General features: G+C 52.3%; 18 protein-coding genes. 6 read left to right on the plus strand and 12 right to left on the minus strand.

Annotated elements, in window-relative coordinates:
• The first annotated feature begins 10 nt into the window (after positions 1-10).
• The 3 genes from SH302x_RS00715 to SH302x_RS00725 all read left to right on the plus strand — a co-directional run bounded on the left by SH302x_RS00715 (position 11) and on the right by SH302x_RS00725 (position 5,040).
• The gene (locus SH302x_RS00715; protein WP_479366600.1) at positions 11-928 is read left to right on the plus strand and encodes a response regulator; all 918 of its coding nucleotides are present in this window, start codon (positions 11-13) and stop codon (positions 926-928) included.
• Between the two features lie 56 nt (positions 929-984).
• A complete protein-coding gene (locus SH302x_RS00720; RefSeq protein WP_479366601.1) occupies positions 985-3,831 on the plus strand; it encodes a hybrid sensor histidine kinase/response regulator in 2,847 nt (948 codons plus the stop codon).
• Between the two features lie 468 nt (positions 3,832-4,299).
• Complete coding sequence (locus tag SH302x_RS00725; RefSeq protein ID WP_479366602.1) at positions 4,300-5,040, plus strand: UvrB/UvrC motif-containing protein; 741 nt, start codon at positions 4,300-4,302, stop codon at positions 5,038-5,040.
• Between the two features lie 6 nt (positions 5,041-5,046).
• Here the strand turns inward: SH302x_RS00725 and SH302x_RS00730 are convergent, their stop codons facing one another.
• The 12 genes from SH302x_RS00730 to SH302x_RS00785 form a co-directional block, all read right to left on the minus strand.
• Positions 5,047-6,987, minus strand: coding sequence for an ABC transporter ATP-binding protein (locus SH302x_RS00730; protein ID WP_479366603.1), 1,941 nt, complete (start codon positions 6,985-6,987; stop codon positions 5,047-5,049).
• Positions 6,988-7,058: 71 nt separating this feature from the next.
• The gene (locus SH302x_RS00735; RefSeq protein ID WP_479366604.1) at positions 7,059-7,913 is read right to left on the minus strand and encodes an ABC transporter permease; all 855 of its coding nucleotides are present in this window, start codon (positions 7,911-7,913) and stop codon (positions 7,059-7,061) included.
• Between the two features lie 11 nt (positions 7,914-7,924).
• Positions 7,925-8,443, minus strand: a complete 519-nt coding sequence (locus SH302x_RS00740; protein WP_479366605.1) for a DinB family protein — start codon at positions 8,441-8,443, stop codon at positions 7,925-7,927.
• 30 nt (positions 8,444-8,473) lie between these two features.
• Positions 8,474-9,337, minus strand: coding sequence for an ABC transporter permease (locus tag SH302x_RS00745; RefSeq protein ID WP_479366606.1), 864 nt, complete (start codon positions 9,335-9,337; stop codon positions 8,474-8,476).
• The gene (locus SH302x_RS00750; protein WP_479366608.1) at positions 9,334-10,317 is read right to left on the minus strand and encodes an ABC transporter ATP-binding protein; all 984 of its coding nucleotides are present in this window, start codon (positions 10,315-10,317) and stop codon (positions 9,334-9,336) included. Before SH302x_RS00750 ends, SH302x_RS00745 begins: the two co-directional genes overlap by 4 nt.
• Before the next feature lie 139 nt (positions 10,318-10,456).
• On the minus strand, positions 10,457-14,269 hold the full coding sequence (locus SH302x_RS00755) for a cytochrome c biogenesis protein (protein WP_479366610.1): 3,813 nt from the start codon (positions 14,267-14,269) through the stop codon (positions 10,457-10,459).
• 6 nt (positions 14,270-14,275) lie between these two features.
• Entirely contained in the window at positions 14,276-15,514 is a 1,239-nt protein-coding gene (locus SH302x_RS00760) for a hypothetical protein (RefSeq protein WP_479366611.1), read from the minus strand.
• A gap of 276 nt (positions 15,515-15,790) precedes the next feature.
• A complete protein-coding gene (locus SH302x_RS00765; RefSeq protein WP_479366612.1) occupies positions 15,791-16,258 on the minus strand; it encodes a hypothetical protein in 468 nt (155 codons plus the stop codon).
• Positions 16,259-16,432: 174 nt separating this feature from the next.
• Positions 16,433-17,200, minus strand: coding sequence for a small multi-drug export protein (locus tag SH302x_RS00770; protein WP_479366613.1), 768 nt, complete (start codon positions 17,198-17,200; stop codon positions 16,433-16,435).
• Positions 17,201-17,516: 316 nt separating this feature from the next.
• Positions 17,517-20,609, minus strand: coding sequence for an efflux RND transporter permease subunit (locus tag SH302x_RS00775; protein WP_479366614.1), 3,093 nt, complete (start codon positions 20,607-20,609; stop codon positions 17,517-17,519).
• Positions 20,606-21,736 carry an efflux RND transporter periplasmic adaptor subunit gene (locus tag SH302x_RS00780; RefSeq protein ID WP_479366615.1) on the minus strand — a complete coding sequence of 377 codons (1,131 nt, stop codon included), beginning with the start codon at positions 21,734-21,736 and terminating at the stop codon, positions 20,606-20,608. Before SH302x_RS00780 ends, SH302x_RS00775 begins: the two co-directional genes overlap by 4 nt.
• A 388-nt stretch (positions 21,737-22,124) precedes the next feature.
• On the minus strand, positions 22,125-23,435 hold the full coding sequence (locus SH302x_RS00785) for a helix-turn-helix domain-containing protein (protein ID WP_479366617.1): 1,311 nt from the start codon (positions 23,433-23,435) through the stop codon (positions 22,125-22,127).
• Positions 23,436-23,781: 346 nt separating this feature from the next.
• Here SH302x_RS00785 and SH302x_RS00790 point away from each other — a divergent pair, with 346 nt between their 5' ends.
• The 3 genes from SH302x_RS00790 to SH302x_RS00800 all read left to right on the plus strand — a co-directional run bounded on the left by SH302x_RS00790 (position 23,782) and on the right by SH302x_RS00800 (position 25,964).
• Entirely contained in the window at positions 23,782-24,024 is a 243-nt protein-coding gene (locus tag SH302x_RS00790; RefSeq protein WP_479366618.1) for a transposase, read from the plus strand.
• Entirely contained in the window at positions 24,000-24,476 is a 477-nt protein-coding gene (locus tag SH302x_RS00795; RefSeq protein WP_479366619.1) for a transposase, read from the plus strand. The genes SH302x_RS00790 and SH302x_RS00795 overlap by 25 nt, the downstream gene beginning before the upstream one ends.
• 81 nt (positions 24,477-24,557) lie before the next feature.
• On the plus strand, positions 24,558-25,964 hold the full coding sequence (locus SH302x_RS00800) for an L-serine ammonia-lyase (RefSeq protein WP_479366620.1): 1,407 nt from the start codon (positions 24,558-24,560) through the stop codon (positions 25,962-25,964).
• The last annotated feature ends 176 nt before the right edge of the window (positions 25,965-26,140 follow it).

Consider the following 26,140-nt stretch of genomic DNA (forward strand, 5'->3'; position numbering starts at 1 on the left):
AGGTGATCTTATGCCGAACATATTACTTGTAGAAGACAGCGCGACGCAGGCCATGCAGATGAAGATCTTGCTGGAGTCGGCGGGACATGCCGTCGTCTGTGCAGAGGATGGCGTGTGCGCTATCGAATGCCTTAACCATGAGCCATGCGAGTTGGTGATTACCGATTTGGAAATGCCTCAAATGAACGGTCTGCAGTTGGTCGAACGATTACGCAGCGACTTTCCGCATATACCCAGCGTCTTGGTAACGGCGCGAGGGTCCGAAATGCTTGCCGCAGAAGCTTTGCAAAAAGGTGCCGCTGGCTATGTTCCGAAATCGATGCTGGAGTCGATGTTGATCAAGACTGTAGAGGATGTGCTCGGAGTGCTTCGTACGGATCGCAATTATGCCACGCTGATCGATTGCACTTTGCAGAATCACTTTGTTTTGTCGTTGCCGACAGAGCCCGGCATCATCGGTCCGGCTGTGGATTTGCCAATCCAAATCGCGGCCGGAATGGACTTGCTCAGCGGTACTGAACTACATCGATTGAGCACGGCGATTCAAGAAGCCTTACACAATGCACTTTATCGAGGAAATCTTGAACTGAGCTACGATCAATGGCGAGCAGAAGAGGACTTTGACGAGTCGGGTTTGGCGGTAGCCCCCTTAGTAGCCGAGAGGTTAACTCAGGAACCATTTAAGAGTCGCAAGATTCGCTACGACGTGCTGCTGACCAAAGAGCATATTCGTGTCATCGTCACTGACGAGGGGCCTGGGTTTGACATCACAAACGTTCCCATCAAAGGTCATCCCGATGGAATGGATGATTCGCGAGGCAGGGGATTGGTGCTGATTCAATCGCTGACTGATGATGTCAAATTCAATCCAGCAGGTAACCAAATTACCTTGTTGAAGCGGTGTCAAGCGAGAGCGAGCTGCGACTAATCGTTTAAAGGGGACGACTTTCTACTGGATGAATAAAACCATAGTAGGGACGTGCGATGAGTTACGATGCTGACGTGTCACTGCAATCGCTGCTAGATGATTTGCCCGTTTGCTTGTTGCTTAAGGACAAAGACGGACGGCGAGTCTACGCGAATCGCACTTACTTCGAAATGCGACAGGCTCGCCCAGAGGATCTGCTGGGCAAGACGGACTTCGATCTCTTTCCAGCCGAACTTGCTGAAGAATACAGGCGGGATGATGCGTTGGTGATGCAGACCGGCCAAGTCATTCATCGGTATGAAAAGCATCTAGGCAATAACCATGACATCGCGTGGGTCGAAATCTTCAAGAAGCCTTGGCTGGACGAGAAGCAGCAGGTACGCGGCGTCCAGTTACTGTTCTACGATGCAACGGACAAAAAGCGAACGCAGAGCGATCTGAATTACGAGCGGGCGCTGTTGCATTCTCTGCTAGACAACATTCCCGATTCAATTTACTTCAAAGATGCCGACAGTCGATTTGTCCGTATCAGTCGATCAATGTCGGCCAAATTTGGTTTCGGCGACTTGCAAAATGTGATCGGCAAGACTGACGCAGACATCTTTACTCAGGAGCATGCCGACCAAGCACGGGCTGACGAAATCCGTGTCATGCAAACGCGGGAGCCCATTGTTGCAAAAGTAGAACGCGAAACATGGCCGGATCGTCCCGACACATGGTGTTCTACGACCAAAATGCCGCTCATCAACGAAGATGACCAAGTCGTCGGGACCTTCGGTGTATCGAGGGACATTACCGATTTGAAGAACGCTCAAGATGCGTTGCAAGAAGCGACGGAGGCTGCCAATCGAGCTAATCGAGCCAAAGGCGAGTTTCTGGCGAACATGAGTCACGAGATCCGCACGCCGATGAATGGTATTATTGGCATGGCGGAATTGTTGGCTGATACGCAATTGAATCTACAGCAGCAACAGTATGTGCGTATGGTACAGCAATCGGCCCAATCTCTGCTGCGGCTGCTCAATGATATCCTTGATTTTTCAAAGATCGAAGCCGGCAAACTTGATTTGGAGCTATTGCCCATCCATTTTCGTGATTGCATTGAAACTGCGGTGAAAGGACTAGCCTTGCGGGCTGCGCAAAAGCAACTTGCATTGCATGTGCGTATCGATCCAGCTATTCCAGAACGGATGCTATGCGATGGTGGCAGGCTGCAACAAGTATTGATCAACTTGGTCGGCAATGCGATTAAGTTCACTGAAGCTGGGGAAGTTGTGATCCACGCAGAATATGCGGGAGGGCCTCCATCCGAAAGCCGACATACGGTACATTTTTCGATTCGAGATACAGGCATTGGAATCACGCCAGCTCAACAACGATCGATCTTTGAAGCGTTCTCACAAGCCGATGCTTCGACTACTCGCAAGTACGGAGGAACGGGTTTGGGGCTGTCGATCTCGTCGCAACTGGTCCACCTGATGGATGGTGAAATCTGGGTGGAAAGCGTCGTAGGCGAAGGATCGACATTTCACTTCACTGCCAGCTTTGATGTGGTGGACGAGGGCGACGCTGAGTTGACGGTTGAACAAAGCTTTCAAGGTAGATCAGTACTAATTGTCGAAAGCAATGCAACCAGTCGCGTGATACTCAAAGAAATGTTGTCCAAGATGGGCTTCAAGGTCATTGTAGCCGTCGATCAAACGCAGTTTGGGGAACTCTACCATGCACGAATCGACTCTGGCAAAGCTTTAGATTTATTGGTTATCGATCATCATCCTCCGTCATTGGATGCCAGCCAACTGCTGCTAGGGCTCAAAGGCGAAGCTAAGGCTTCCCTTCCTCCAGTGCTTGTTTATACTTCCCAGGTGCAGACCAGTCTTCAACTGGACTATGCGGCAGCACGTGTGCAGTACCTGTCGAAACCGGCATTGCAAACCGAGCTAGCCAGCGCAATTCAGCAGCTATTGCAGATCCCGACGGTTCATGGTCAGGCGGCTAGTTCGCCGAGATACCAGAAGTCCAAGCAATCGTTGCGAGTGCTGTTGGCCGAAGACGGTGCCGTCAATCAAGCAGTCGCCGTCGGATTGCTAGATCGCTATGGTCATGAAACAGTTGTTGTCGAAAATGGGCAACAAGCGATCGAGGCATGGCATAATCAATCGTTTGATTTGATCTTGATGGATGTGCAAATGCCTGTCATGGACGGATTGGAAGCAACCAAGCAGATCCGGCAAGCGGAGGCTGTTCAAGGAGGACTTAGTGGAGCAACACCGATTCCGATCATTGCATTAACTGCCGCGGCGATGCAAGGCGATCGCCAGCGGTGTAGTGAGGCTGGGATGAACGGCTATCTTGACAAGCCAATTGTGGTAGCGCATTTGGAAGAAGTGTTGGAGCAAACAATCCAACTACTTAAAGCCCAGCCGCAACGCATTCAGAGTGATGAGCTCATGCGCCCCGAGCCTGTTGGCGAGGCAGGGGGGGCGACTGCGGCATATTCGTCTTCCCAGAACGATAGTCCTTCGCTTGGGAGTTCTGTCGATACACCGCGTCGCATTCGAAGCTTTGATCCTACGGCACCGATGCGTCGCTTGCGTTGCAAGCCAGAGCAATTGCGTGCTTTGTTGCAAACGCTAGAAGTCGAATCGCAGCAGCGCATCGATCAGATGACAACCGGTTTCGAACGTTCCGATATTGCGTTGGTCACAAGGGCAGCGCATTCGCTGAAAAGTGCCACACAACTTTTCGATGCAAAGGAAGTTGGCAGGTTGGCGTCTGAAATTGAAGAGTGCAGCCGCGATGGGAATCTTACCTCAGCGGTGGAACTGTTCGACGACTTATGTACCGCAACACAAGCTCTGCGTGACGAAATGCGACAATGGTTGGAAGACAACCAAGCGTAGCGACCAAATCACGAATGTCCTAGAAGTTTCAAAAAAACACGGCGTCCAGATCCTGTTGGGCTTGGTACATTCGCCGGTCGATCCGCGTTGGACGCTTGACGGTTCTTCAGAGCGGGAGCTAATGTTGGATGCGAAAAGTCTAGAGTTTCTTGGCCTCGGATCTATGGCTGATTAACTGTCGTGCCGAAGCAACGAATTCTGGCAAAGAAAACTTCCTTTTTGCGTTCGTTGGCAAGCAAAAAAGATTGCTTAACTGGAAGAAAACCCCTGTTCTTTCCAGTCGATTCTGCGAAGAATTCCCCTACCTTCTGGGGAATTCGAATCTAGAGTTAAACTAGGTTCGCAAAAGTTCTTCCGAGGGCAGGCTCGTTGAGACTGAAAAGAGTAGGTATACTACGGGCAAATACAATCACATTGTTTTTAATTAGAGCCTCCATGTTGAATCGAGCATTCAAGAGTTTGGGCAACATGAACCAACACAAACATATCGATGACTTGTTGAACAACTGGGCCTTTCACCCCGAGTTGCTTAACGTCAGGTTAGTCAAGGGCAGCGACGGTCGAAACGTGATTCAAATGCGCGTCGACTTAGGCGTCCTGCAGTTAGAGACCACCGGACGTCCCGATGGCATGCGTCCCGAAGGTTTTTCGGATTATCTCAGCTACCTGCTGTCGGTGGAACGCGACGATAGCGGCTTTGAGATGTCGGATGAACAATGTATGGAGGCTGATCGCGAATTTGTGCAGTTCTATCACCGACGCATTTCATGGCTGCGATTGCAGCGATATGAATTGGCCGTTGAAGATGCGGATCATACTCTGGCCTTAATGGATATCTGCCGTGATCACTCGCCTGATGAAGATTGGACGATGGGGCATGAGCAGTATCGACCCTTTGTGCTTTTCCATCGCACGCAAGCCGCAGCGCTGGCCGCGCTAGATTCGGATGACCCGGAGCTTGCACTCAAGGAGATTGATGCTGGGCTGGACACGATCAAGGCTGTCTACGACGAGCATGATGCAATCGAAGCGTTTGAAGATGACGAGATGGTAGAGAAGCTGCGGGATCTCGCGGACAAACTCAAAAGCGAGTACTGCGAAAATCGCCCTCGGTCTTTGCATGAACAATTGGCCCAGGCCGTTAAGCTCGAGCAGTACGAACTAGCGGCTCGACTGCGAGACGAACTTTCAAAACGATATGACAACTAGGCTCGTCTAATCGACGATCGATATCGTCTGTTCGGTTTGCAGGGCGATCATCTTGCGGTACTTACCGTGGTCAATCGACAGCAATTCGTCGTGAGTGCCTTGTTCTACAATCCGTCCATGTTCCATGACTAAGATTAGATCGGCGTGCATGATGGTGCTTAGCCGGTGGGCAATGACAAAAGCAGTTCGCCCTTGCAGCAAATTGGCCAAGCTCTTCTGGATCAGTTGCTCGCTTTCGCTGTCCAGGTTGCTGGTCGCTTCGTCCAGAATCAGGATGCGCGGGTCAGCCAAGATGGCTCGAGCGATTGCAATACGTTGTCGCTGGCCACCGGACAGCTTGACTCCTCGCTCGCCGATGATGGTGTCGTACCCATGTGGAGTTTCCAGGATAAACTCATGCGCTGCCGCAGCCAGCGCAGCGTTTTCGATCTCTGCTTGCGACGCATGGCGTCTTCCGTAAGCGATATTTTCCGCGATAGAACCGTCAAACAAGAAAACATCCTGTTCCACCACGCCTAGAATTCTTCGATAGCTGTGCAATTGGATATCACGAAGGTCACGACCGTCCAGATGAATGCCACCATTGGTCGGGTCGTAGAACCTAGCAATCAGATTGCACAGCGTAGTCTTGCCAGCGCCACTGCGGCCAACTAACGCGATGGTTTGTCCAGCGCTAGCATGAAAGTTGATATCTTGCAGAACATAGTCATCATTCTCAGGGTAACGAAAGCTGAGATTTACGACATCGACATCGCCACACACAGCTTGTTTGGAGATGACTTGTGCGTTGGGGGTGTCCTGCATTTCGGGGTTCATCTCCAGCAGGTCCATGACGCGGTCAAGTCCCGCAAGGTTGTTTTGAAATGTCACGGCGCTGCCCGCCAAGGTTGCGATAGGCCCTAGCAGCATCGTCAGGTAAACCAAGAACATCATCAGGTCCCCCAGCGTGAGCTCGCCTTGCAAAATCTGATAGCCCCCGTATATCAACAGTAGTGTCGAAGATAGTGGAATCAGGACTTCCCATACGACCTCAACCAGCCGAGTGCGGACCCAGACCATGAGTTGCTGTCGTACCAGCAAATGGTTTCCGTGAACAAACCGACTTGCCTCGCTCTTCTGTCTTGCAAAGGTGCGTACGACGCGGATGCCGCTGAAGGTTTCTGTTGCACTGGCGTCTACGGTTTGGCGTTGGCTGCGTACATCGCGATAAAGCGGACGGATAGCTTGAATCCACGTGCGATGCGAGAAATAGACAGCCGGCAGGATAAGGAAAGCGGAAACCAAAAGTCGCCAATCGACCAGCACCAACACAACCATACTACCAAGCAGTTGCACGATGGCTTGCAAAGGATTGAACAGCATACTGAAGACCAAGTCTGAAATGCCGCCCGCGTCTTCTCGTAGCAGGCTCGTGATGCCGCCACTTTTAATCTTGTAGATATTATGTAAGGGGAGATCCAACGCGTGTTCAAACACTCGCCGGCGAATCGATGCCGACAATTGATTGACCGCTTGCGTGGATAGCCAGCGTCCAACTAAATGGACGACGGTCCGCGAAAGTGTGATCACGACCACGCACACAGCGATAGCAATCAGAATCTCCATCCGCGACCAGTCGCTGGCCACTTGCGCTAGCCCAAATGGCAGCGGTTGCGGCGGATCGGTCAAAACACAATCTATTGCCAGCTTCGTTCCCAGTGGCGGTATGAGAGCCAGCATGGTGCCGAAGATCATCAGGACGATGCCGATGATGACCTTGTGGCGTTGTTCGCGCAGTAGGCCCAGAAAGCTCCAGAACAGATTGTTGAACGAACGTGCTCGTTCGGTTTTCTTTGCTTCGACATCCTGGTGTCCATGGGAATGGATCGGCGTTACTTTTCCTTCACGACGACGCAGGCGGACTTTTTCGAGGTATTTGAGAAATGCAGACTTAGAGCTGTTGGACATGTGTTCGGAACGAATCGGAAGGCTCCAATAAAGCGGCGAGTTTTCTGACTCAGAAGTGGTTGTTTGCGGCTCTAACTGGAAGCACTGCGGTAACTGAGCAGGGCCTTGGTGAATACCCAGCGACTTGCCGTATAGCTAGCAACTGCGGCAATTAAGGTGAATGCGGCTAGCCACCAGTCAAAGTTTGTTTCAGGCACAATCGGTTTCGCAAGGATCCGGGCGGGAACGTTCACCACGACCAAGACTGGCAACATAAATGTGAAGATGTAATATAACGGTACACCCCAGCCGCGATTATAAATTTCCATCGGATAACGCGAGAAATTTGTGATATAGAACCAGAAATCGTACAAGCTTTGGTTTCGCCCAAGCCAAATACTGGTCGCCGCCAGCGAGGTCATCAACGAATATAAAATAGTGACCCCACAACCGATATACAGCACGTACAACGGCAGAGTGTACCAATCGATGGTCCATGGTGGCGATTGCCGGTGAACAAGGTGCAGCAAACCGTAGCCACCAATTCCAGCGCCCACCACCAAGTTCGCTAACGCTGACCAGTCGATCTTGCGAAAGGATATCAAGAACTGGGTGTCAATCGGCTTGAGCATCGCGAAATCTAATCCACCAGTACGTATCAACTCGCTGAATTCTTCCGCATTCGGCATGAAGAACGTCTGCACGATGGAATTGACAATCCAAGTAGTGCCCAGAAACACAAAGAACTCGTGCTTCCCCCAGCCAGATGCGCTGCCGATGCTTTCGGCATGATGGAACACGATCAAGTAGAATCCGATGTTCATCGCCGTCCAGCCAACACTGGACACGACATCCAGCACGAAGTTGGTTCGGAAGCTGAGTTCCCGGATCAGAGAATTTCTCGCGAACTCCAGCCAGACTCGAAGGTAAGATGGGCGTGCGGCCATAGATACAACTCTTAAGCAGCCGGTAAACCTGAAGCGCGACGCCAAGCACTTAACTGACCTAAATGTAGCATTAAGTGACCGCTGAGATACAATGCGTGCATCGAGCCAATCGTCGGGAAACGACTGAGCGCTGCCGTGTTCAAATTCGGCTGGTCATAAACTGAGTCAGGAACTGCTTTGATGCGATCGAGGGTAATACGATACGATTCAAAGTACGTTTCTACGACTTGTTCCATCGGAGGATAAATGGTTCCATCTGGGTCATCAACGCACTTGCATTCTTTCGAATAGACCGCTGTGAAACTCTCAGGTATCAAAATACTGTGATCAGCAATGCCTACGTCGGACAAAATCTTGGGACCGTATAGGCTGAGGTGACCTAAGATGAACGAAGGGTGGTTTGATTCAATCGGCACCGTTGCAGGGCATGCAAATCGCGCAAACCGATCTCTGGGCAGTCCAACCAACAGTTTCTCCGTGTAAGCCAATGCTTGCTTGGCCGAACAAATCATGATCTCGCTTAATTGCATCTATAAAACTCCTGACCAGAACGTGAAGTATCAACCGCCGTAGCCGCTGTATTGCTTTAATCCGCGACTGTAGCTGACTCGTGTTAAAATGTAAAAAAAGATCGTCCAGCCGACCAGCATGCCCATCTCAAATACTAGCTCCCAGCCTTGGATCTTTTGCAGGTAGACCGCGGCGGGAAAGTATGCCAGATATTTAAACGGCAGATAAGCAATGATGGACTGCCAAGGTTGCGGAATGATATCGATGGGAAACATGTGCCCCGACAGAAAGAACGACAGGAGCATGTAGACAAAAAGCAAAGAAGAAACTTCTAGAAACCAAAAGCCAACCAGCCCAATCCATGCTTCGAGATAAAAGCCCAAGATAAAAGCAAAGGCGAGCGATATTAAAAACGCAGTAAACGTCCAAGCATCCGGGAATCCTGTCGTGAAGTAACCACGGCAAAGGTAGAAAACAATGGCGAAAGGAACTGTCGCAATGGTGTAATATGCGATCTTGTGAGCCACGCGCGAAAGGAACATGAAGTTGATCATGTCGATAGGTTGTACAAGAAACTTCTTGATGTCGCCTTCTCGGATTTGCCGCGCAATTTGTGTTGCCAAACCAGGCATGCTCGAAAATGCTCTCCCAAGCATGGTAAGCAAGTAATAAGCAACCATATTGGCAAAATTATACCCGCCGATCGAGGCTTCGCCGGGATTGCTTGGATTCAAGCTTTCGAAGATTGCCCACCATAAAAAAATTTGAGTGATGATGGGCAGGAAACGCATGAGCGTGCCGATGGCAAAATCACCGCGATATACTAGTCGCTCTTGCAAGGCAATCTTTAAGATGACTAACGAGGTTTGCCACTTTTCACCCCATGTCATTTGCTCACTTGCTACAGCCGTCATACACTTCCAACCTTGTTGAATAGATTGGCGATGACTTCTTCCAGAGGTGGATCTTCCACAGCTACGTCCGCCACTGCGTAAGTCGACAAAATCTCGGCTAGCCGACTTGCTACTTCGCTTTTGGGAATTCGAAATGTGACTCTCGGCAACTCGATCGATTCGATATTGCCAAAGGCTCGCAAGGATACTTCATCCCGCGCATCGGGGATTTGGACTGTGATCAATTTGGAACTGCTGAAGCTTTCAATCACGCCTGCCAGCGAACCATCATATTGAATCGTACCATCGGCAATCACCACCACGCGTTTGCATAAAGCAGCAATGTCTTTCATGTAATGGCTAGTCAGCAGGATCGTGATCTTACGTTTCTCTTGATAATACTTCAGGAATTGTTGGATGTTATGCTGCGCCACCACATCCAGGCCGATCGTTGGCTCGTCCAAGAACAGCACTTCTGGGGAGTGGAGCAGGGCTGCCGTCAGCTCCATCTTCATGCGTTCTCCGAGCGACAGTTCACGCACCGGCCGTTGCATCAATGCTTTGGTTCCCAGCAGATCAGTTAGTTCCGCGATCGTGAAATCAAACTGCTTGGGGTCGATACGATATATGTGCTGATGCAGCCGAAAGGATTCTTGAGCTGGCAGGTCCCACCACAGTTGGTTCTTCTGGCCCATGACCAGTGCGAACCGGCGTCGGTAGTCAAGCTTTCGCTGCCATGGAACATAGCCCATGACGGTCGCAGAACCACTGGTTGGATAAATGACACCGCTGAGCAGCTTCAGTGTGGTTGTCTTGCCAGCACCATTTGGGCCTAAGAAAGCAACGAACTCGCCTTGTTCAACGCTTAACGATACGTCGCGAACCGCTTCTACCGTCTTGTAATCGCGTTTAAACAACGTTCGAATCGAATCCAGCAATCCCTCTCGCTTCTGAAAGACGCGATAGGTCTTCCGCAGATTTTTGATCTCAATGGTGGCCATAGAATGTCAAGTCTGCGGAGTTTGGATTCGAAAGCGAAGTGATGCAAGGCAATACAGTTTGAACTACAGTCGATCGACGCAGCGGAAAATCGACCGCTGCGCCAAAATCGAATTACAGTAGCTTAGCCAGCATCGTTCTTTAGGCAATCGCTGATGGTTCTCGCCTTAATAAGGCAAGCCCAGCAACGATGATCGCGATCTGAGAAATGACAAAGATGGTCAGGATAAACAGCACACTTTCGGTAAAGCCATAGCTGTGCAAACCTATCCCAAGCTGATTGGTGCCAAACCAACTCCAGGCGGTCATGATGTTGCCACCAATGGACAGCAAGTAAAATCCGCGTTCAAGCACCAGTTTGTCCCAGCGGGCATGCAGTAAGATCGCATTCCAGAGCACAATCATCAAAGCGCCGTTCTCCTTCGGATCCCACCCCCAGAAACGCCCCCACGAGTCATCGGCCCACAATCCGCCAAGCACGGTGCCGATGAAGCTGAAAAACAAGCCAAAGCAAACGATCCCGTAGCATAGCTTGTATAAAATCTTCTGTTCGGCAAACAACACGGCCCTCTTCGGATTACTTGTCGACATCCTAGTCGCGACGATGCGGTGGATCAGCGCGTAGATACCAATGAAGCCAGCAAAGAAAGTGGCTGCGTAGCCCAGCGTAATGCATTGCACGTGAGTCGTTAACCAAAACTGAGTATCCAAGACGGCTTGCAACACCGGCATCGTGTCGCTGGTGTCTAACCCCCAAGCGACCAGCAATGTCAAAATGCCCATCGAACTGCCAACCAGCAGACCCAGTCGAATCGGATAAAGTTTCTCAATGACGATACCGGATAAAACCGCTGCCCAACCGATGTAAACTGCGGACGAATACAGGTTGATGACAGGCGGTCGCTGCGAAATGTAAACACGCGTTACCAATGCGACGGTGTGTAGTACAAACACCACGACGCAGATCCAAAATGCGGCTTGTCGAAGCGACTGTCGCAGGAAAATAAAGCTTAACAACGTCAAAACAAACGCGATGGTGTAGTACGCAATGGACTGCGTAAATGGATTGAACTTGTTATACCAAGCTTCAAAGTTTGCACGGTTGCCGATCGTTTGGCCGACAGGTGTCCCTGCGACATATTTCAGATGACTTTCCACCGCGTCGTGAAACTCTTTCACCGAACCTTGGTCTTGCTTGTAGAACACGTTGTAGACGGACTTGGTCGCGGTATCGTCATAGCCGACGTCAACTAACGACTGCCTTTGCATATCAAAAACCGCTGGGTTCAAAGGACGCCATCGCTTATCTTTTTCATCGGCCTTTGCAAACTCTTCAGCGTTCAAAACGGGAGGTACTATCCCGGCCATATTGCCAGTTTCAAGCTGTTGCATCTGGCGCTGCAGTTGCTGGAACTGAGCGGCTAGCTTTGCCATGTCCTGGTCAGCATCGCCAGGCCGTGGCAGCGGAATCGGAGTTGCGCCGAATGCATCGCGAGTGCTCAAAAAGACGTTCAGCTTGTTTCGCAGTTCCAAGATCTTGCGGTCAGCAAAACTGAGTTGCGTCGACTCCAATCCTTGACCGCCCATGTTAGTCGGCCGCATCAATTCGATGACGCGATCGCTTTCCTCAAAGAACCGTTCAATGCGAGGTCGCAATTGATTCAAGCTGTAGCGATGCTTCAGCGATTGCCCGAATAACATGGCTCGGGTACCCGACAATGATCCGCCGCTCTCCACTGGATTGAGGTCCAGCAGGTTACGCAGCTCTTCAGCATCGATGCGGAAGATCTTGGCATCGTTGGCGATGGGGTTGCCGTTGGCTAGAGCAAACAGAAACTCGACCGCAGTTAACTTACGATCCACTTTCTCTTGAGCGGCCGATGCCTCTGGATTGCCGCGAACGATCGTATAGCTTGCGCCGGACAGAGTCTGGACGAATCGACGTGCCACCGAATCCAGCGGCATAATACGTCCTTGGTCTTGGGCGGGGATTTGGCCCACGCGGTACCAGTCGGTTGCTCCATCCTTGGCTGCTCGCGGCATGGCACTGCTGAGCAGGCCAACCGAGACGAGCGTTACCACCACAAGCGGAACAATCCATCGTCGAGCGCCCTTGGTTGTGGATTGGGCTTCCGTCGCCAACGCTTCCTGTTTCGCTTTTTGCTTCACATGCTTCGATTTAGCCGGCGCGATCGAACTGCTTTCAGTGGCAGATCCGGACGCAGTACCCGATCGGTGAACGCTATCCACCTCGCGGTCAAACCGACCTGCAAAGCGAACAAACGTATTTCCAAAGTGCACCATCATTCCCAAGCCTGCAAACACACAAGCCAGATAAGGCATGAGCCAGCCCGCGTTGGTTACGACTTGCAAGCCTGTCGTATCGACCCCCACTTTCTCAGCCGAGATAAACTCGCTCTGATAGAATGTCTCACCATCAAATCGCATTGGATTGTTCATCCAGATGCGTCCTTCCTGCGTAATGCTCGTTTCGCGATTTTGAATCCGGACGAAACTGGAGTAATCGCGAGGTGTGTTGGTGCCGCTGTAGTTGATCTGCTGGACCTTCTCCAGTGTGATATCGTAAGGTTTGTAGTTGCGGCGGAATCGCAGGCCAATCTCATAGGTCTTGCCGTCGTGTTGGACCGTATCCAGCAAGTCCTTCTCCGTCTTAAAGTACAACTGCGCAGCGTCGTTGATGTCTTGTGAGACCAACCACGTTCCAAGAACTTCTTTAGTCGCTTTGTCGATCAAGCTCACATAGGCCGAAGCAATATTGGTGCCCCGCATGGCTCCACCAGCCGGCGCGACTTCGCGAGCAACCAGCGATGTACCCAGACCTTCAGTCGCAGGGTTGTCCGTCACGGTGGCATCGATGCGGCCCACTTTCGAGTTACGCATCCACTGGTCCACGCGAACATCGAAGGGCAGCAAGTCGCTGGTGAATGCTTGCGGCTTGCCCGCCACACGCAGCAGCATGTCTTGGTCAACAACGATGTGTTTCTCTTTGCTATCGCCGATTTTTTCAATGAAAGCCAACTCGACTTCATCCTGTGTCACCGCAAGATTGTTCGTCTCGCCCGCTTGCAGCATGATCAACTCTTCATGCTGGCGATCACCAAATACAAACTGCCCCAACATCAAAAGTCCAACTGCCAGATGGATCAGCACGTTCCCGCCGCGCTTGCCGAACAACAAGTTAAGGCCGATCAGCACGATGATGCCGGCGATCAAGCTTTTAAACAATTGCCAAACGATGCGCAAACCTGGGTCTGGAATACGATAGTAGGCAAAAAAGACAGCCAAGCCGATCATCGAAACGACTGATGTTACGAGGACAACTTGCATAAGACGCGTCTTGGGCCGACGAGCAAAAAACCAGCCGATTAGCCCAGCGATCGTTAGGTAGACACTCGCTAGCGTCCCATACCAGATGGTTGGATATCCAAAGCTAGGTTCACCCTGCAAGCCGTTGGAAGCATGCGCGTTGAGTATGACAAAGGTGGTCACGCCCAAACCGAAAACAACTAACGCCATGCCCGCATACATGCGAGCTCCGCGAGCTTGCATAGAGAAACGTGTAAGTTTGGCGGCAATCAAATTCACCAACAACACCAAGCCGATCAACGCACCTCCAGGCATAGGGATAATGACCTCGCGACCCGCGTGCGGACCAAAGATCGTTACCGGTGCAAAGACGTGATGCGGTACCAATGCGATCCATGAATTGAAATAGATTCGCTTGACATCGACCAGTGTTTGCTCATCCTGCGCCAAGGTGCCAACAAACAAAATCAGGATCGCAAAAGCGAACATGGTGACGGTGATCTTCAGCGAGCCCAATGCACGCATAACCGTCCAGCTCCATGAATCGGCCGAATCAAGTACTGATTTCTTAGAAGCCCGCGTCGAATTGTTTTCTTCGTATGCTGCTTCGTTAATAATGGAAGACATATCTTGTTACCAGTTGAGAGATTGAACAAATGCTTCGAACTTGGAGGCGTTATCGTTGACCACTGCAGTTGAGCCGGTGAGCTTTGCAAACAAGCTGCGTTGTCCTTCGCTACCGTCAACGGGGAAAACGGCCACGATGATTGCTTGCGAGTCTTCAGTTGTCTGTGATTCTGGTGGCTGGATGCGATAGACTTTGCCGCTGACCTTCGAAGTAGTCTGAGTCGCCGTCGCCTTGGAAATCACTTCGTCTACAAAGCCTTCGGTCGCTGCTTCGGGCCCGAGTACAGATTGAGCCCATAGGTCGACGATGGTCTTCTCTTCGCCGCCAGCCATGACGACACTGACTTCGGCCGCGTCAGCTTGCGAGCCCGTGCGCAGCGTGGCAAGACGTATGGAAGAACCTTGGCCCGTTTGGTCTACCCATCCCTCAGGCAATTCGAACTTCAACTTTGGTGTCTCTTCCGCCGTCACGTTGGGTGTTGCAGCAACCGTCGACTTGGGGATTGGGGGCGAAGCAGGCGCTGCGCCACCGGTTCCAGCACCCATACTACCAGCACCTGATGCGAACGGTGGCATGGAGGGTTTGCCACTGCTTTGCCCTAGATAGTTTACAACATAGGCGGGCAAGTCCGAATGCGGAGTCGTGATAGCTTGGACGGCATCCTTGAGGTCTTCTGCCAACGGTCGCGGTGATAATCCTAGTTGGCCACGCCAGCGATCTAAGTTCTGCTGCGTGTAGTCTTGCCACTGTGCAAGCTCGGTTGATCCTGGAAGTACCGTCACTGTCATAGGGGCATCTACACCGTCCATCGCGGGTGGGATCAACGTGAAAGCCGCGATCGACGTTCCTGGACCTTTGGACCATCCGGCGGGCAACTCTATTTCTACGTCCCCGCCGCCAGATAGTTTGGCCGATTGGGCAAGTGGCGTAAGAGCGTCGGCAAATTCGAGCAACGCATCCGGATCGCCAGTCATCTTCAAGAATATCGATCGCTCACCCGCTGGAATGACCGCTCCCAACATTCGCTTGGCAACGAGGGCTGACGAACTGGAGGACGCTGCACCGGAAGCATTGGAAGCCATTTCGGAATTTGGCTTACGGACTTCCACCTCGTAGACGCGGACCATGGGATCGCGGTCACAACCGGCAAAACTTGCCAGGACCATTACTGCGGCCATCAGGCTTGGATGCCACGCGGTTGTTGGTCGGATCTTATGAAGGACTGTGAGAGGAGAAGTCGTCATGGATTTATTTTGTGATGAATGAAGATAGTTGTGATGCAACCGTGAAGTTTACGATGCCCTTAACGAGCGTTGCAAGCGAGGCAATGGACCCAAAATCTGAATCGATGATCGACAGTCGCCTTGTCAGATCGTCGCACAAGTAAACTTTAGTCGCCTAGGCGGGATTGGGTCAGCAAAGCGACCCAAACTGCCTATTATGAGCGGAAAAGGAGGAATTCAAAACCGCAAAATCCCTGTCCGCGACGAAGTGTGCTGCGAAAGTGGTCAACAAGTCGCTTACGGCCTGGAAAGCGGTCGCCACGTAGGCTGATCCGAAGTGCCGAATCCGACGTTGGGGGCGCTGGATCGACTGGAAGCCCCCGCAGAAGGTGACATTTGAGATTGAAATTCCGAGGAATACTGATCGATCGCTCGATTCCGTGAATTGGGGACGCCAAAGCTGCCGTCGGTCTCACGGGCCGCCAATCGACTGCTGCTGGGCGACGTCGACTGGAGTCTGGCTAGCATTTTTTCGCTCTCGCTGAGCCGCTGACTGAGCTGCTGGTTGCGACTTTCAAGCTCGTCGGCGCGTTTTTTCTGGGCGCGAAACTCGCTCAACAACCGTTCGCTTTCAATTTGCTGCTGCATCGCCCGCTGGGATTGCGGCCAATTTTGGCAGCCTGCAGCAAAACAAGCCAGCAAACAAACCGCAATTGCTTGCAGTCGCGAGGTTGTCGGTGCTGGATTGTGGAAGCGGTCGGTCACGGCTTGGCCTTCTTAAAACGGTCGATGGACAAGCTTTAGCATTTCTTGCGAAAAAGTCCAAGATCAGTTCAGCTGCAAAATCATCTACTTATAGGCTGACCTTGGGTAAGGAATCCCTTCACATGATGGCAAGCGTCCTGGGCTCGATCCGCTCAACGGTCACAGCTCGAGCGATCACGAACCCTTCAACTCGTCGCGTTTTGACTTCACATGCTGGTAGCGTCGATACAATATGTACAGCACGATGGCAATTGAGACGATGCCGCCAATGAGCAGCCATGGGCTATCTTTTTTGATGTAGTTGGTGATCAAACCGCTACCAAAATACATCAACCCACAGCCGAAAACGCTGCCGATCGCGATCCCGCTCAGTGTTGCCAAACGAGTCATTCCCAACAGTCGCCCGAAAATTGCGCCACCCACGCTGCCAGATGCCGCCAGCGGAAACGTGACAAATGCAATCAGTCCCAAAAATGTCACCCGTTTCATCCATGGGTTGGATTCGAGAATCAAGTGGCCATCCCGCGTCATCGCCGTCAACCGCTCGCCAACAAAAGGGAGCTTGAACAACATGCCTAAATGGAACGTCAGAACACAAGCGGTCATCAGGTCCATGTAAAGGACCATCACAAAAAGCTGCTCTCGAGTAAAGAATATCTTGGTCTCAAAGAACTCGCGCAGATTGCTGCCCAATATCACAAACTTGCCGAGAAAAAAGAAAGTTGCAAATGCCGTGGAAAGCAGTTGCCACATCACGTTGCTGCCAGCCATTTGCCAGACCACAATTAAGATGATGACCGTCAAGACGATCGGACCAAACAAAGTTACGTACCACCAAAAGGGGTAGTCTTTGCGAAAGGTATCGTCGTCGATCCAGGTCGTGGTGGGTTGCTCGGAGCCTGGACTTGGATCTGTCGGATGGTGTGAATTTTCTGCGCGCAAACTTAAAGCTTCAATTGAGAAGGCCGTTCTTCGAAAACCAAGCATCAGCTTAACGATCTCGACCCAAACAGGAAAGCCTCAGGCCACCGCTGGCAGGGCAAGTCAGTTTTTCAGTCTGCGCGATTAGCCGGAATGCGTTAGCATCGGTTCTTTTGGAAACCGTGAGCTAACACTCAACGGCGGATTGACTTGGATTCAAAAAACGACTTGCCCTGCCACGGCATGTGATTCTGGCAAACGAGAACCGCGAAATGGACCAAGTCCACCGGCAAAGCCCGCCCCACTCAAGCCGCTAGCTTTCCATTCCAAGCAGAATTTACACCAATGCAAGTTCTTGTTGGCTCGCCGGAGTTTCAAGGAAATCTTCCTCGTAGGCATCGCTGCGATGTTGATGGTCTGCAGCGATCAGCGAATACAAGGCAGGGACCACGAACAGAGTGAACACGGTGCCAATCGCCATCCCGGCTACCAAAACAATCCCGATGCTGTTGCGAGCCTCTGCACCTGGCCCGGTTACCAAGACCAGCGGGAAATGCCCCAGCACGGTGGCTACGGATGTCATTAACACCGGACGCAAACGCGTCTGCGAGGCTTCAATGATGGCCCGCAGTTTCGTTGCTCCAGCCTCCTGCAAAGCATTCGCAAACTCAACAATCAAGATCCCGTTCTTCGCCACTAAACCAACCAACGTGATCAAGCCAACTTGCGAATAGATGTTGATCGTGGTTAAGTTCAGGCAAGTCAATGTCAACGCGCCGCTAATCGCCAACGGCACCGAACCAAACAAGACGATCAGTGGATCTCGAAACGATTTAAACTGGGCTGCCAGCACCAAATAGATCAGCAATAACGCAAAGCCCAACGTGACCGTTAATGCCGAACCTTCATTGCGAATCTGACGCGATTCCCCTCCGTAGTCGACTTGGCCCGATGCTCCCACCACGTCTCGTGCAATATCCTCTAAGACCGTCAGGCCTTGCTCTTTCGTTATCCCAGGGAACACGCCCGCAAACACGCGAACCGAACTTTGCTGTTGGAAACGCTGCAACGAACGTGGAGCTGTCTCGGGGATGATCGATGCAAATGTAGAAACCGGTATCAACTCACCACTGGGGGTGCGAATCATCAAATCCATCAGCGAACTAGTCGACTGTCGCTCTTGAGCTTCCAATTGCGGGATGACTTGATAGGAGCGATTGAAGTAGTTGAATCGATTGACATAGCCGCCTCCCAGCAACACGCCCAGCTCCTGCCCAACGGCCGCTTGGTCTAAGCCCAGGTCGGCTAGCTTTTCGCGATCCACGATCACTCGCGCCAGCGGCAAATCCAGTTTGAGATCGGTATTGCAGAACATGAACATATTGGCTTCGTTGCCGCGTCGCACGATCTCCTGAGTAATCTCCAACTGTCGCTCAACCGGCAAGTCGCTTTTGATAATCAATTCCACATCGTACTGACCGGCTCCTGGCAGCGGTGGCACAAGCACGGGGAAAGCTTCCAAGCCAGGGTTCTGCGATGCTATGCCGAACACCTCTGGATAGATTTCTTGCGTACTTCGTTTGCGCTGATCCCAATCGCTGGTCATCACGCCACCAAAGCCGCCGCTGGCGTTGATCAGAGCCCACATGTAACTCGATTCGGGAATCGCTTTAAAGTCGTTGGCTAGTTTAGCCGCCCACTGCGTCGACGATTTCAAAGTGGCATCCGGCGCGGCACTCAACGCAACGGCAATCGCGCCTTGGTCTTCCACTGGCGCAAGCTCTTTGGCTGAAAACATGTAAAGCGGCACTGCTGCAACACCCACCAGCAGCGTAGCTACCACAACGCCCCATCGCAGCGGCAAGACCTTGGTCAGCAATCTTCCATAACGCTCTTGAACCGTCGCAAAAATACGATTGACCGCTCGCGTTAAAAATCCTTCTTTGCCCGAAGCACTCAGCATCTTGGCGCTCATAATTGGCGACAAAGTCACAGCGACTATGCCAGACACGATCACCGCAGCCGCCAACGTAAAGGCGAACTCGCGAAAGAGCATCCCCGTCAAACCACCCTGGAATCCGATCGGCGCATAAACTGTCGCCAGCGTGATCGTCATCGCAATGATCGGTCCTACCAATTCTCGTGAACCAATGATCGCGGCACGAATCTTCGAGTTGCCTTCCAATATATGACGCTGGACATTCTCTACCACAACAATCGCATCGTCGACGACTAGCCCGACCGCCAACACAATGGCCAACAATGTCAAAAGGTTTAAAGAGAAACCCATCAAGTACATGATGATCGTGGCTCCGATCAGCGAAACAGGCATCGCAACCAATGGCACAATCGCCGTGCGCACCGAACCCATGAACAAAAATACGACCACACCGACGATTGCAATAGTTTCTAGCAAAGTCTTGGAGATCTCGCTGAGCGCTTGTCGCATGAACATGGTCGCATCATAAGCCAACTGCATATCGACATGGCTAGGCAAATTGGGACGTAGTTTCTCCAGCGCGGCTCGCAATTGATTGGCAACTTCAATCTCATTGCTGCCTGGCAAAGGCCATACGCTGACATACACCGCTTCTTTGCCTAAGTACATCGCCGTGGCCACCGGTTCTTCGGAACCTAATTCGACAGTGGCAACATCGCCCAATCGGATGATCGCGCCCTCGGACTGGTAAACAATCAAGTCCTTGAATTCTTCGACATTCCTCAAATCCGTGTTGGTCAACAGATCGATCTGGACGGTATCGCTTTTCACTCGACCAATCGCCGCTAGAAAGTTGTTGCGCCGCAAAGCGTTGAAAACATCGCCGGGCGTGAGGTTCAGTTCGCTTAGGCGCTGCGGAGAGATCCAAATTCGCATGGCCGGCGTTTGCCCCGCTTCGATACCAATTCGCTGGACACCAGGCAGAATCGAAAGTTGAGGCTGAACATTGCGGCTGAGATAATCGGTCAACGATGGGATGTTGAAACGATCGGATGTGAAACTGATATAGAACGATGCGTACGGTCGGTCCGCGCGTTGCAACTCAATCACCGGCGGTTCGGCTTCGGCCGGCAATTCGCGGCGGACCTGTTGCAGTCTCGCGTTGACTTCCGCTAACGCTTCTGTCGAATCATGATTCAAGTTCAATCGAATCGTGATCAAACTGATGCCAGCAGTACTGGAAGACTCGATGTAGTCGATGCCTGCGATCGACGACACTGCGCGCTCAATGGGCGTTGTTAAAAATCCACGAACAGTCTCAGCGCTGGCACCAATGTAAACGGTCGTGACCGTGATCGATGTGCTCTCTAGCTTCGGAAACTGCTGGATTGGCAGAGACATCGCGCAGCGAATCCCGACCAGCACGATAATCAAATTGACCACGCCAGCAAGCACCGGATGCTTGATAAATATGTCGGTAAAGGATTTCATCGCGAGCCGTCCTCCATCGCACTGCTCGCACTGGCGTCTGCGACTTCGGGCCCAGCGGCATTAACGTCCACCAGCAGTGCACCTTCGATAACTTTGAATGAACCATCCGCGACCACCGTTTCGCCTGCGTTCAACCCTTCTGCCACAATCGCTGTGTCCCCAGTTGCTGAGAACATCACGACCGGACGGGCTTCAGCGCGAATCGCTTGGGATTGGTCTGGCACGGCCATGTAAACCAGCGACCCAGTAGGGGTGCGTCGCACCGCGGTCGCAGGAATGGCCACAGCAGAGACCGCGTCCCCATATTCGGCCACGACTTTGGCTGAATCATTGGGCTGCAACGATTCAGGCGGATTCTCCAGTCGGGCACGCACCAAAATGCTGCGAGTAATTCGATCGGCTTGGGAATCGATCGCAATGATGTTGGCCTTGAGAACGCCTTTTGAAGTGAGCAGTTTGACATCTTCATGTATCTTGACGGAATCGGCTACATGTTGTGGGACCGCGAAATCGACATGGACGAAGTTTTCGACGCCTTGTAGCGAGGTGAGCACCGTGCCTTCAGGCAAGTACTGTCCCAAGTGCCAATTGAATAAGCCCACGCGAGCGTCAAAGGGCGCCCGCAACGTCTTTTTGGCAATCAATGCTCGCAGCCTTTCGATCTCGGCACTGGCTTGAGCAAGCACCGCTTCGGACTGCTCCACTTCCAGATCCGTGATCGCTTTGAGTCGAGCTGCTTCTCGATTGCGGCGCAGTGTCGATTCAGCGATCTGCTCTGCGGCCAATGCGCCTTTGAGCTGAGCTTGTTCAATGCTGTCGTCCAGTTGCACCAGCAGATCGCCTGCTTTGACCACCGATCCAGAGACCATCGGGATTTGCGTGATGACACCAGTCAGCTCGGTTTGCAACTGCACCGACTGCGGAGCTCGAATGGTACCCACAGTCGTGGTAGAACGGCGGAAACTGACGGACTGGCCGGTCGCAAACGTGACGGCGGTCGGCGATTCAGGAGGCGGCGGTGCGGCCATCGATGCCGCGACAGCTCGATATTTCGCGAAAGCGATGCCCGAAAGGATCGCTATAGAAATCAGTACCACACCGAGCGAACCGAGGATTTTGTAAGACAAGGAATTTTCGCTTTTCAAAACGAACTCACTAGAGATATCGAGAAGATGATCAGTTGGCAAGGCTGCCTAAGGATGTCTATTCTGGTCGAAACAGTTCGCGAAGCTTAGACGAAGTTCGACAAGATTTTCAATAATTGCAAAACGGTTATCCACACAGCACGGTGGTCGTGTTGTAACCGCAGACATTCTACAGGCTGCTAACAACTAAAACCGCACTTGGCCACGAAAATTCAGGCCTCTCAATTAGACACTCTTGCAATGCCTTTGGAAAGAATGTCGACGCCGACTTCAGCTTTGTTCAGCGGTACAGGACGGTGTTTTGAGTATTCGCTGGCGTCGGATAAACAACCAGCGGACTAATTTGTGACAAGGCTAACCGTCGATTCAATTATTTCGGCAGCATGTTGCGAATGGCTTCTGAAAGCCAACTGTTCATGTTCACGTTGGAACCGTCTGCAGCGGCCCACATGTTACGGCTGATGTCCGTCAATAGGATGCCTGCCAGTCCCAGAATCGTGATACAGCCCAACAGCATCCCGACTTGCCAGCCGACAAATTGGACGTCCGGAACCGAAGCAGCGTAAGCACCCGCAGGGGCCTGGTCGGCCGTATCGAATCCAACCACTCCCTCTTCGTCGAAACCGCCAGCTTGGTCATCTACTGCACCAAATCCGTCAGCACCAGCGTTCGCAAAATCGGCTGAGTCTTCCAGTTCGATAACTTGCGAACCGCTGTCTTCCTCAACATCGAAACCGCCCGATGGCGATAGTTGAAAGTCTTCCGCCGAAGCGAAATCAATGCCGCTGATTCCAGATCCGGCTCCCACGCCACTGCCACTGGGGTCACTGCCCATTTCGTCGCTGCCCAAGCCCAGACCGCTAATGCCCGTGCCAGCCAAGTCGAGCGGTTCGTCTTCCAACGAAATACCACTGTCAGAGGGCGCGTTTAAATTGATACCGCTTTCGCCCTGCAGCGATAATCCGCTGTCGCCGCCCAAAACCAAATCGCCTTCGTCATCATCGCTCAAGCTGAGATCAGGATCACTATCGCCGCGAATCAAATCGGCCGCGTCACTGGGAGCCGCCGAACGAGAGGCAGAAATTCCAGACAGGACATCGGAGTCCATTACGTTCTTCTGTGAGCGTTCGTCTAGCGAAATGCCGCTACCGGGCGTCGAGGAAGCACCGACGTCGCTCAATCCTTCTAAGTTAAGGTCGGAAATCAACAGTGAACTGCCGGAATCGGAGCCGTCGTCAGGCAACTCTAGTACTTCGTCGTCATCTTCAGCAGGAGCCGGTGCGTTGCGATTGACCAACCGGACGCCCGAACCACTGGAAGGATCCGCGACCAAAGCCACATCGCTGCCTAATGACAACTCGTCAGAATCGTCGTCATCATCGTCACCATCTAAGCGAAGGTCGCTGTCAGAATCGGAGCTACCGCCCAGCGTGCTGCCGACCTTCGAGCCTGCTGCACCAACAGATCGCTCCGAAACAAGGATGCTTGACCCACCCGGATCATCGTCCAAAACATCGCCCGCCAATTCGCTGCGGACGCGTTCAATTTCTTCGGACTTGAATTTCCAGGAAGTACCATCGCGCACCCCGAAAATTTCGCCTCGGGATCGCATGTCCTTCAGCTCGTCAAGGGATACGTTCAGCAGCTTAGCTGCATCTTCCAGAGCGATAAAATCTGCCATATTGCTCGAAGAAACTTAAAGTTGAGTTGATATCAATAGTCTAAAACGGTGACTGACTGCCGACTAGTTTCGGCAGTTCGACCACTGTAGCCTAGTCCGAAACTTAGCCACTTTCCACGGAATTACCGCCAGAAGTTACCAGATTTTGGCGTACTAGACCTCATTATAACGCCTCCGACCGCAGCGTGGCCAAAAAAATACCCACTCCTGCTGATGAAAAGGTGTCAGGAACCGATTTGGTTATGGCTGAGGAAAAGGTGTCAGGAACCGATTTGGTTATATAGTCAAGCTGTTTTGCGACAGGTACACTTCCAATTGTGCGAAATGTTCCTCAGGAGCTTGTCCGATGGGCCGACCGAAGCGTGCCGATGAAGCGAATTGCGTCTATCATATGCTCAATCGAGCGAATCGACGAATGGCTATCTTTGAGAAGGATGCGGACTACGAAGCATTTGAACGGGTGATGACCGAAGCCGTTGAGCGGTTTCAGATCGATCTCTTTAGTTATTGCCTCGATGCCGAATCACTGGCATCTTTGCGTTCGCCACAAAAGTGGACGGTGAGATGTCTCGATTCGCCCATTGGCTGACGCTGACGCACACACAGCGCCACAATGTTCATTACGGAACCACCGGAGAGGGGCATCTTTATCAAGGTAGGTTCAAGTCGTTTCCCGTTCAAAGCGACGAACATTTCTTGACGGTTTGCCGTTACGTGGAACGCAATGCGTTCACAGCGGAGTTGTGTGACTCGCCAGACGCTTGGCGTTTTGGCAGTCTCTATCGCTGGAAGCACGGGGCGGCAATAGAAAAATCGTTGCTCAGCGTTTGGCCGGTTCCTAGGCATCGCGACTGGGTACGAGTTGTCACGATGGCGTTATCCGATAAAGACCTCAAGCGTTTGCGATGGTCAAAGGAACGAGGGAGTCCGTTCGGAGAGGAAACTTGGGTGGAATCCGTGGCAAGGCGGTGTGACTTGGAGATGACGTTGCGTCCTCGTGGCCGCCCACGGAAGTCCCCGATCCCAGGAGAAACGGCCTAAAACCCCAATTCGGTTCCTGACACCTTTTTCGGCTAGCACCTTTTTCAGCTAGAGCCGAGCTACATTTTTTTGGAGATAATTGTGTCAAGTGAAATCAGCATTTTGGAATTGTTCACCATCGGGATCGGGCCGAGCAGTTCGCACACGGTCGGTCCGATGCGTGCGGCCAAGCGATTTTGTGAAGGACTCGCTCGCGACGGATTGCTCGACCAAACCTCTCGTATCGTCGTTCGTCTTTACGCATCGCTGGCGCTGACCGGTAAAGGGCACGGGACCGACGTCGCGATCTTATTGGGCTTACAAGGGGACACACCCGAGACGGTTGAAATCGATCTGGTCGGCCAAAAAGTGGAGTCGATCCGGTCGGAACAATCCATCTGTTTATTGGGTCGACATCGCATTGATTGGAACGAGAAAGATGATCTGCTTTATCTGCGAAAAGAATCGCTGCCGGCCCATCCCAATGGTTTGCGATTGACCGCGATCGATCTCCAGGGAACCGAACTCCGCACCAGCGACTACTACAGCATTGGAGGCGGCTTTGTTGTCAGCCAACGAGTGGCCCAGGAGGATCATTTAACCGCCTCTCAGATTGAACGGCCTTATCCGTATCGCTGTGGCAACGATTTGCTCGCGATGGCAAAAGTACATGGCATCTCGGTCAGCGAGATGACGCTCCGCAACGAAGCCGCATGGCGTCCGGAGGCGGAGACTCGTGCGGGGTTGATTCGGGTTTGGAACGCGATGAAAGCGTGTGTCGATCGCGGATGCCAGCAAGAGGGGATCTTGCCGGGCGGGTTGAAAGTGGAACGACGTGCGTCGAGGTTGTATCGCCAATTGTGCGAATCGACTTCGCTGCGAAGTTCTCCCCAGGAGAGCCATCCCCCCGATCCGCTGCTCGCGATGGATTGGGTCAGTTTGTGGGCACTGGCGGTCAACGAAGAGAACGCAGCGGGCGGACGAGTCGTTACTGCACCGACCAATGGAGCGGCGGGGATCATTCCCGCGGTCTTGCATTACGCCAACCGATACTGTGGCGTGACGGACGACGATGCAATTGTCCGATTCCTGTTGACCGCTGGAGCGATCGGGATTTTGTACAAACTCAATGCATCGATCTCGGGAGCCGAGGTGGGATGCCAGGGTGAAGTCGGCGTGGCCTGTTCGATGGCCGCCGCCGCGTTATGCGAAGGACTCGGCGGTTCGGTTGCACAAGTCGAAAACGCTGCCGAGATCGGGATGGAACACAACCTGGGACTCACATGTGACCCGATCGGTGGATTGGTCCAGGTTCCCTGCATCGAGCGGAATGCGATGGGTGCGGTCAAGGCGATCCATGCGGCTCGATTGGCGCTGCGCGGCGATGGGACGCATCATGTGTCGCTCGATAAAGTGATCCGAACGATGCGTCAGACCGGTGCCGACATGAGCCGCAAGTATAAAGAGACTTCTCGTGGTGGACTGGCGGTGAACGTGACGGAATGTTGAAGCCCGCGGAACGCCAGTTACAAGTCTGGGGGGCAAGTCACTCTGCCCTTCATGACTGTTTGTGAAAAGGTGTCAGGAACCGATTTGGTTCAAGCAGCAGTTGGATTTCCAACGAATCGAAAGAGACCGACGAATCTAATGGAGCATCGACCGCTAGACTCTTATTCGAGGTCTCC

Source organism: Njordella calcicola (assembly GCF_056494125.1).

Excerpts from the sequence above, each read along its gene's own strand:
- SH302x_RS00760 (WP_479366611.1), bottom strand. The coding sequence starts at position 15,514 with ATGACGACTTCTCCTCTCACAGTCCTTCATAAGATCCGACCAACAACC.
- SH302x_RS00775 (WP_479366614.1), bottom strand. The coding sequence starts at position 20,609 with ATGAAATCCTTTACCGACATATTTATCAAGCATCCGGTGCTTGCTGGC.
- SH302x_RS00725 (WP_479366602.1), top strand. The coding sequence starts at position 4,300 with ATGAACCAACACAAACATATCGATGACTTGTTGAACAACTGGGCCTTT.
- SH302x_RS00785 (WP_479366617.1), bottom strand. The coding sequence starts at position 23,435 with ATGGCAGATTTTATCGCTCTGGAAGATGCAGCTAAGCTGCTGAACGTA.
- SH302x_RS00740 (WP_479366605.1), bottom strand. The coding sequence starts at position 8,443 with ATGCAATTAAGCGAGATCATGATTTGTTCGGCCAAGCAAGCATTGGCT.
- SH302x_RS00735 (WP_479366604.1), bottom strand. The coding sequence starts at position 7,913 with ATGGCCGCACGCCCATCTTACCTTCGAGTCTGGCTGGAGTTCGCGAGA.
- SH302x_RS00720 (WP_479366601.1), top strand. The coding sequence starts at position 985 with ATGAGTTACGATGCTGACGTGTCACTGCAATCGCTGCTAGATGATTTG.
- SH302x_RS00790 (WP_479366618.1), top strand. The coding sequence starts at position 23,782 with ATGGGCCGACCGAAGCGTGCCGATGAAGCGAATTGCGTCTATCATATG.
- SH302x_RS00715 (WP_479366600.1), top strand. The coding sequence starts at position 11 with ATGCCGAACATATTACTTGTAGAAGACAGCGCGACGCAGGCCATGCAG.
- SH302x_RS00755 (WP_479366610.1), bottom strand. The coding sequence starts at position 14,269 with ATGTCTTCCATTATTAACGAAGCAGCATACGAAGAAAACAATTCGACG.
- SH302x_RS00730 (WP_479366603.1), bottom strand. The coding sequence starts at position 6,987 with ATGTCCAACAGCTCTAAGTCTGCATTTCTCAAATACCTCGAAAAAGTC.
- SH302x_RS00750 (WP_479366608.1), bottom strand. The coding sequence starts at position 10,317 with ATGGCCACCATTGAGATCAAAAATCTGCGGAAGACCTATCGCGTCTTT.
- SH302x_RS00795 (WP_479366619.1), top strand. The coding sequence starts at position 24,000 with ATGTCTCGATTCGCCCATTGGCTGACGCTGACGCACACACAGCGCCAC.
- SH302x_RS00745 (WP_479366606.1), bottom strand. The coding sequence starts at position 9,337 with ATGACGGCTGTAGCAAGTGAGCAAATGACATGGGGTGAAAAGTGGCAA.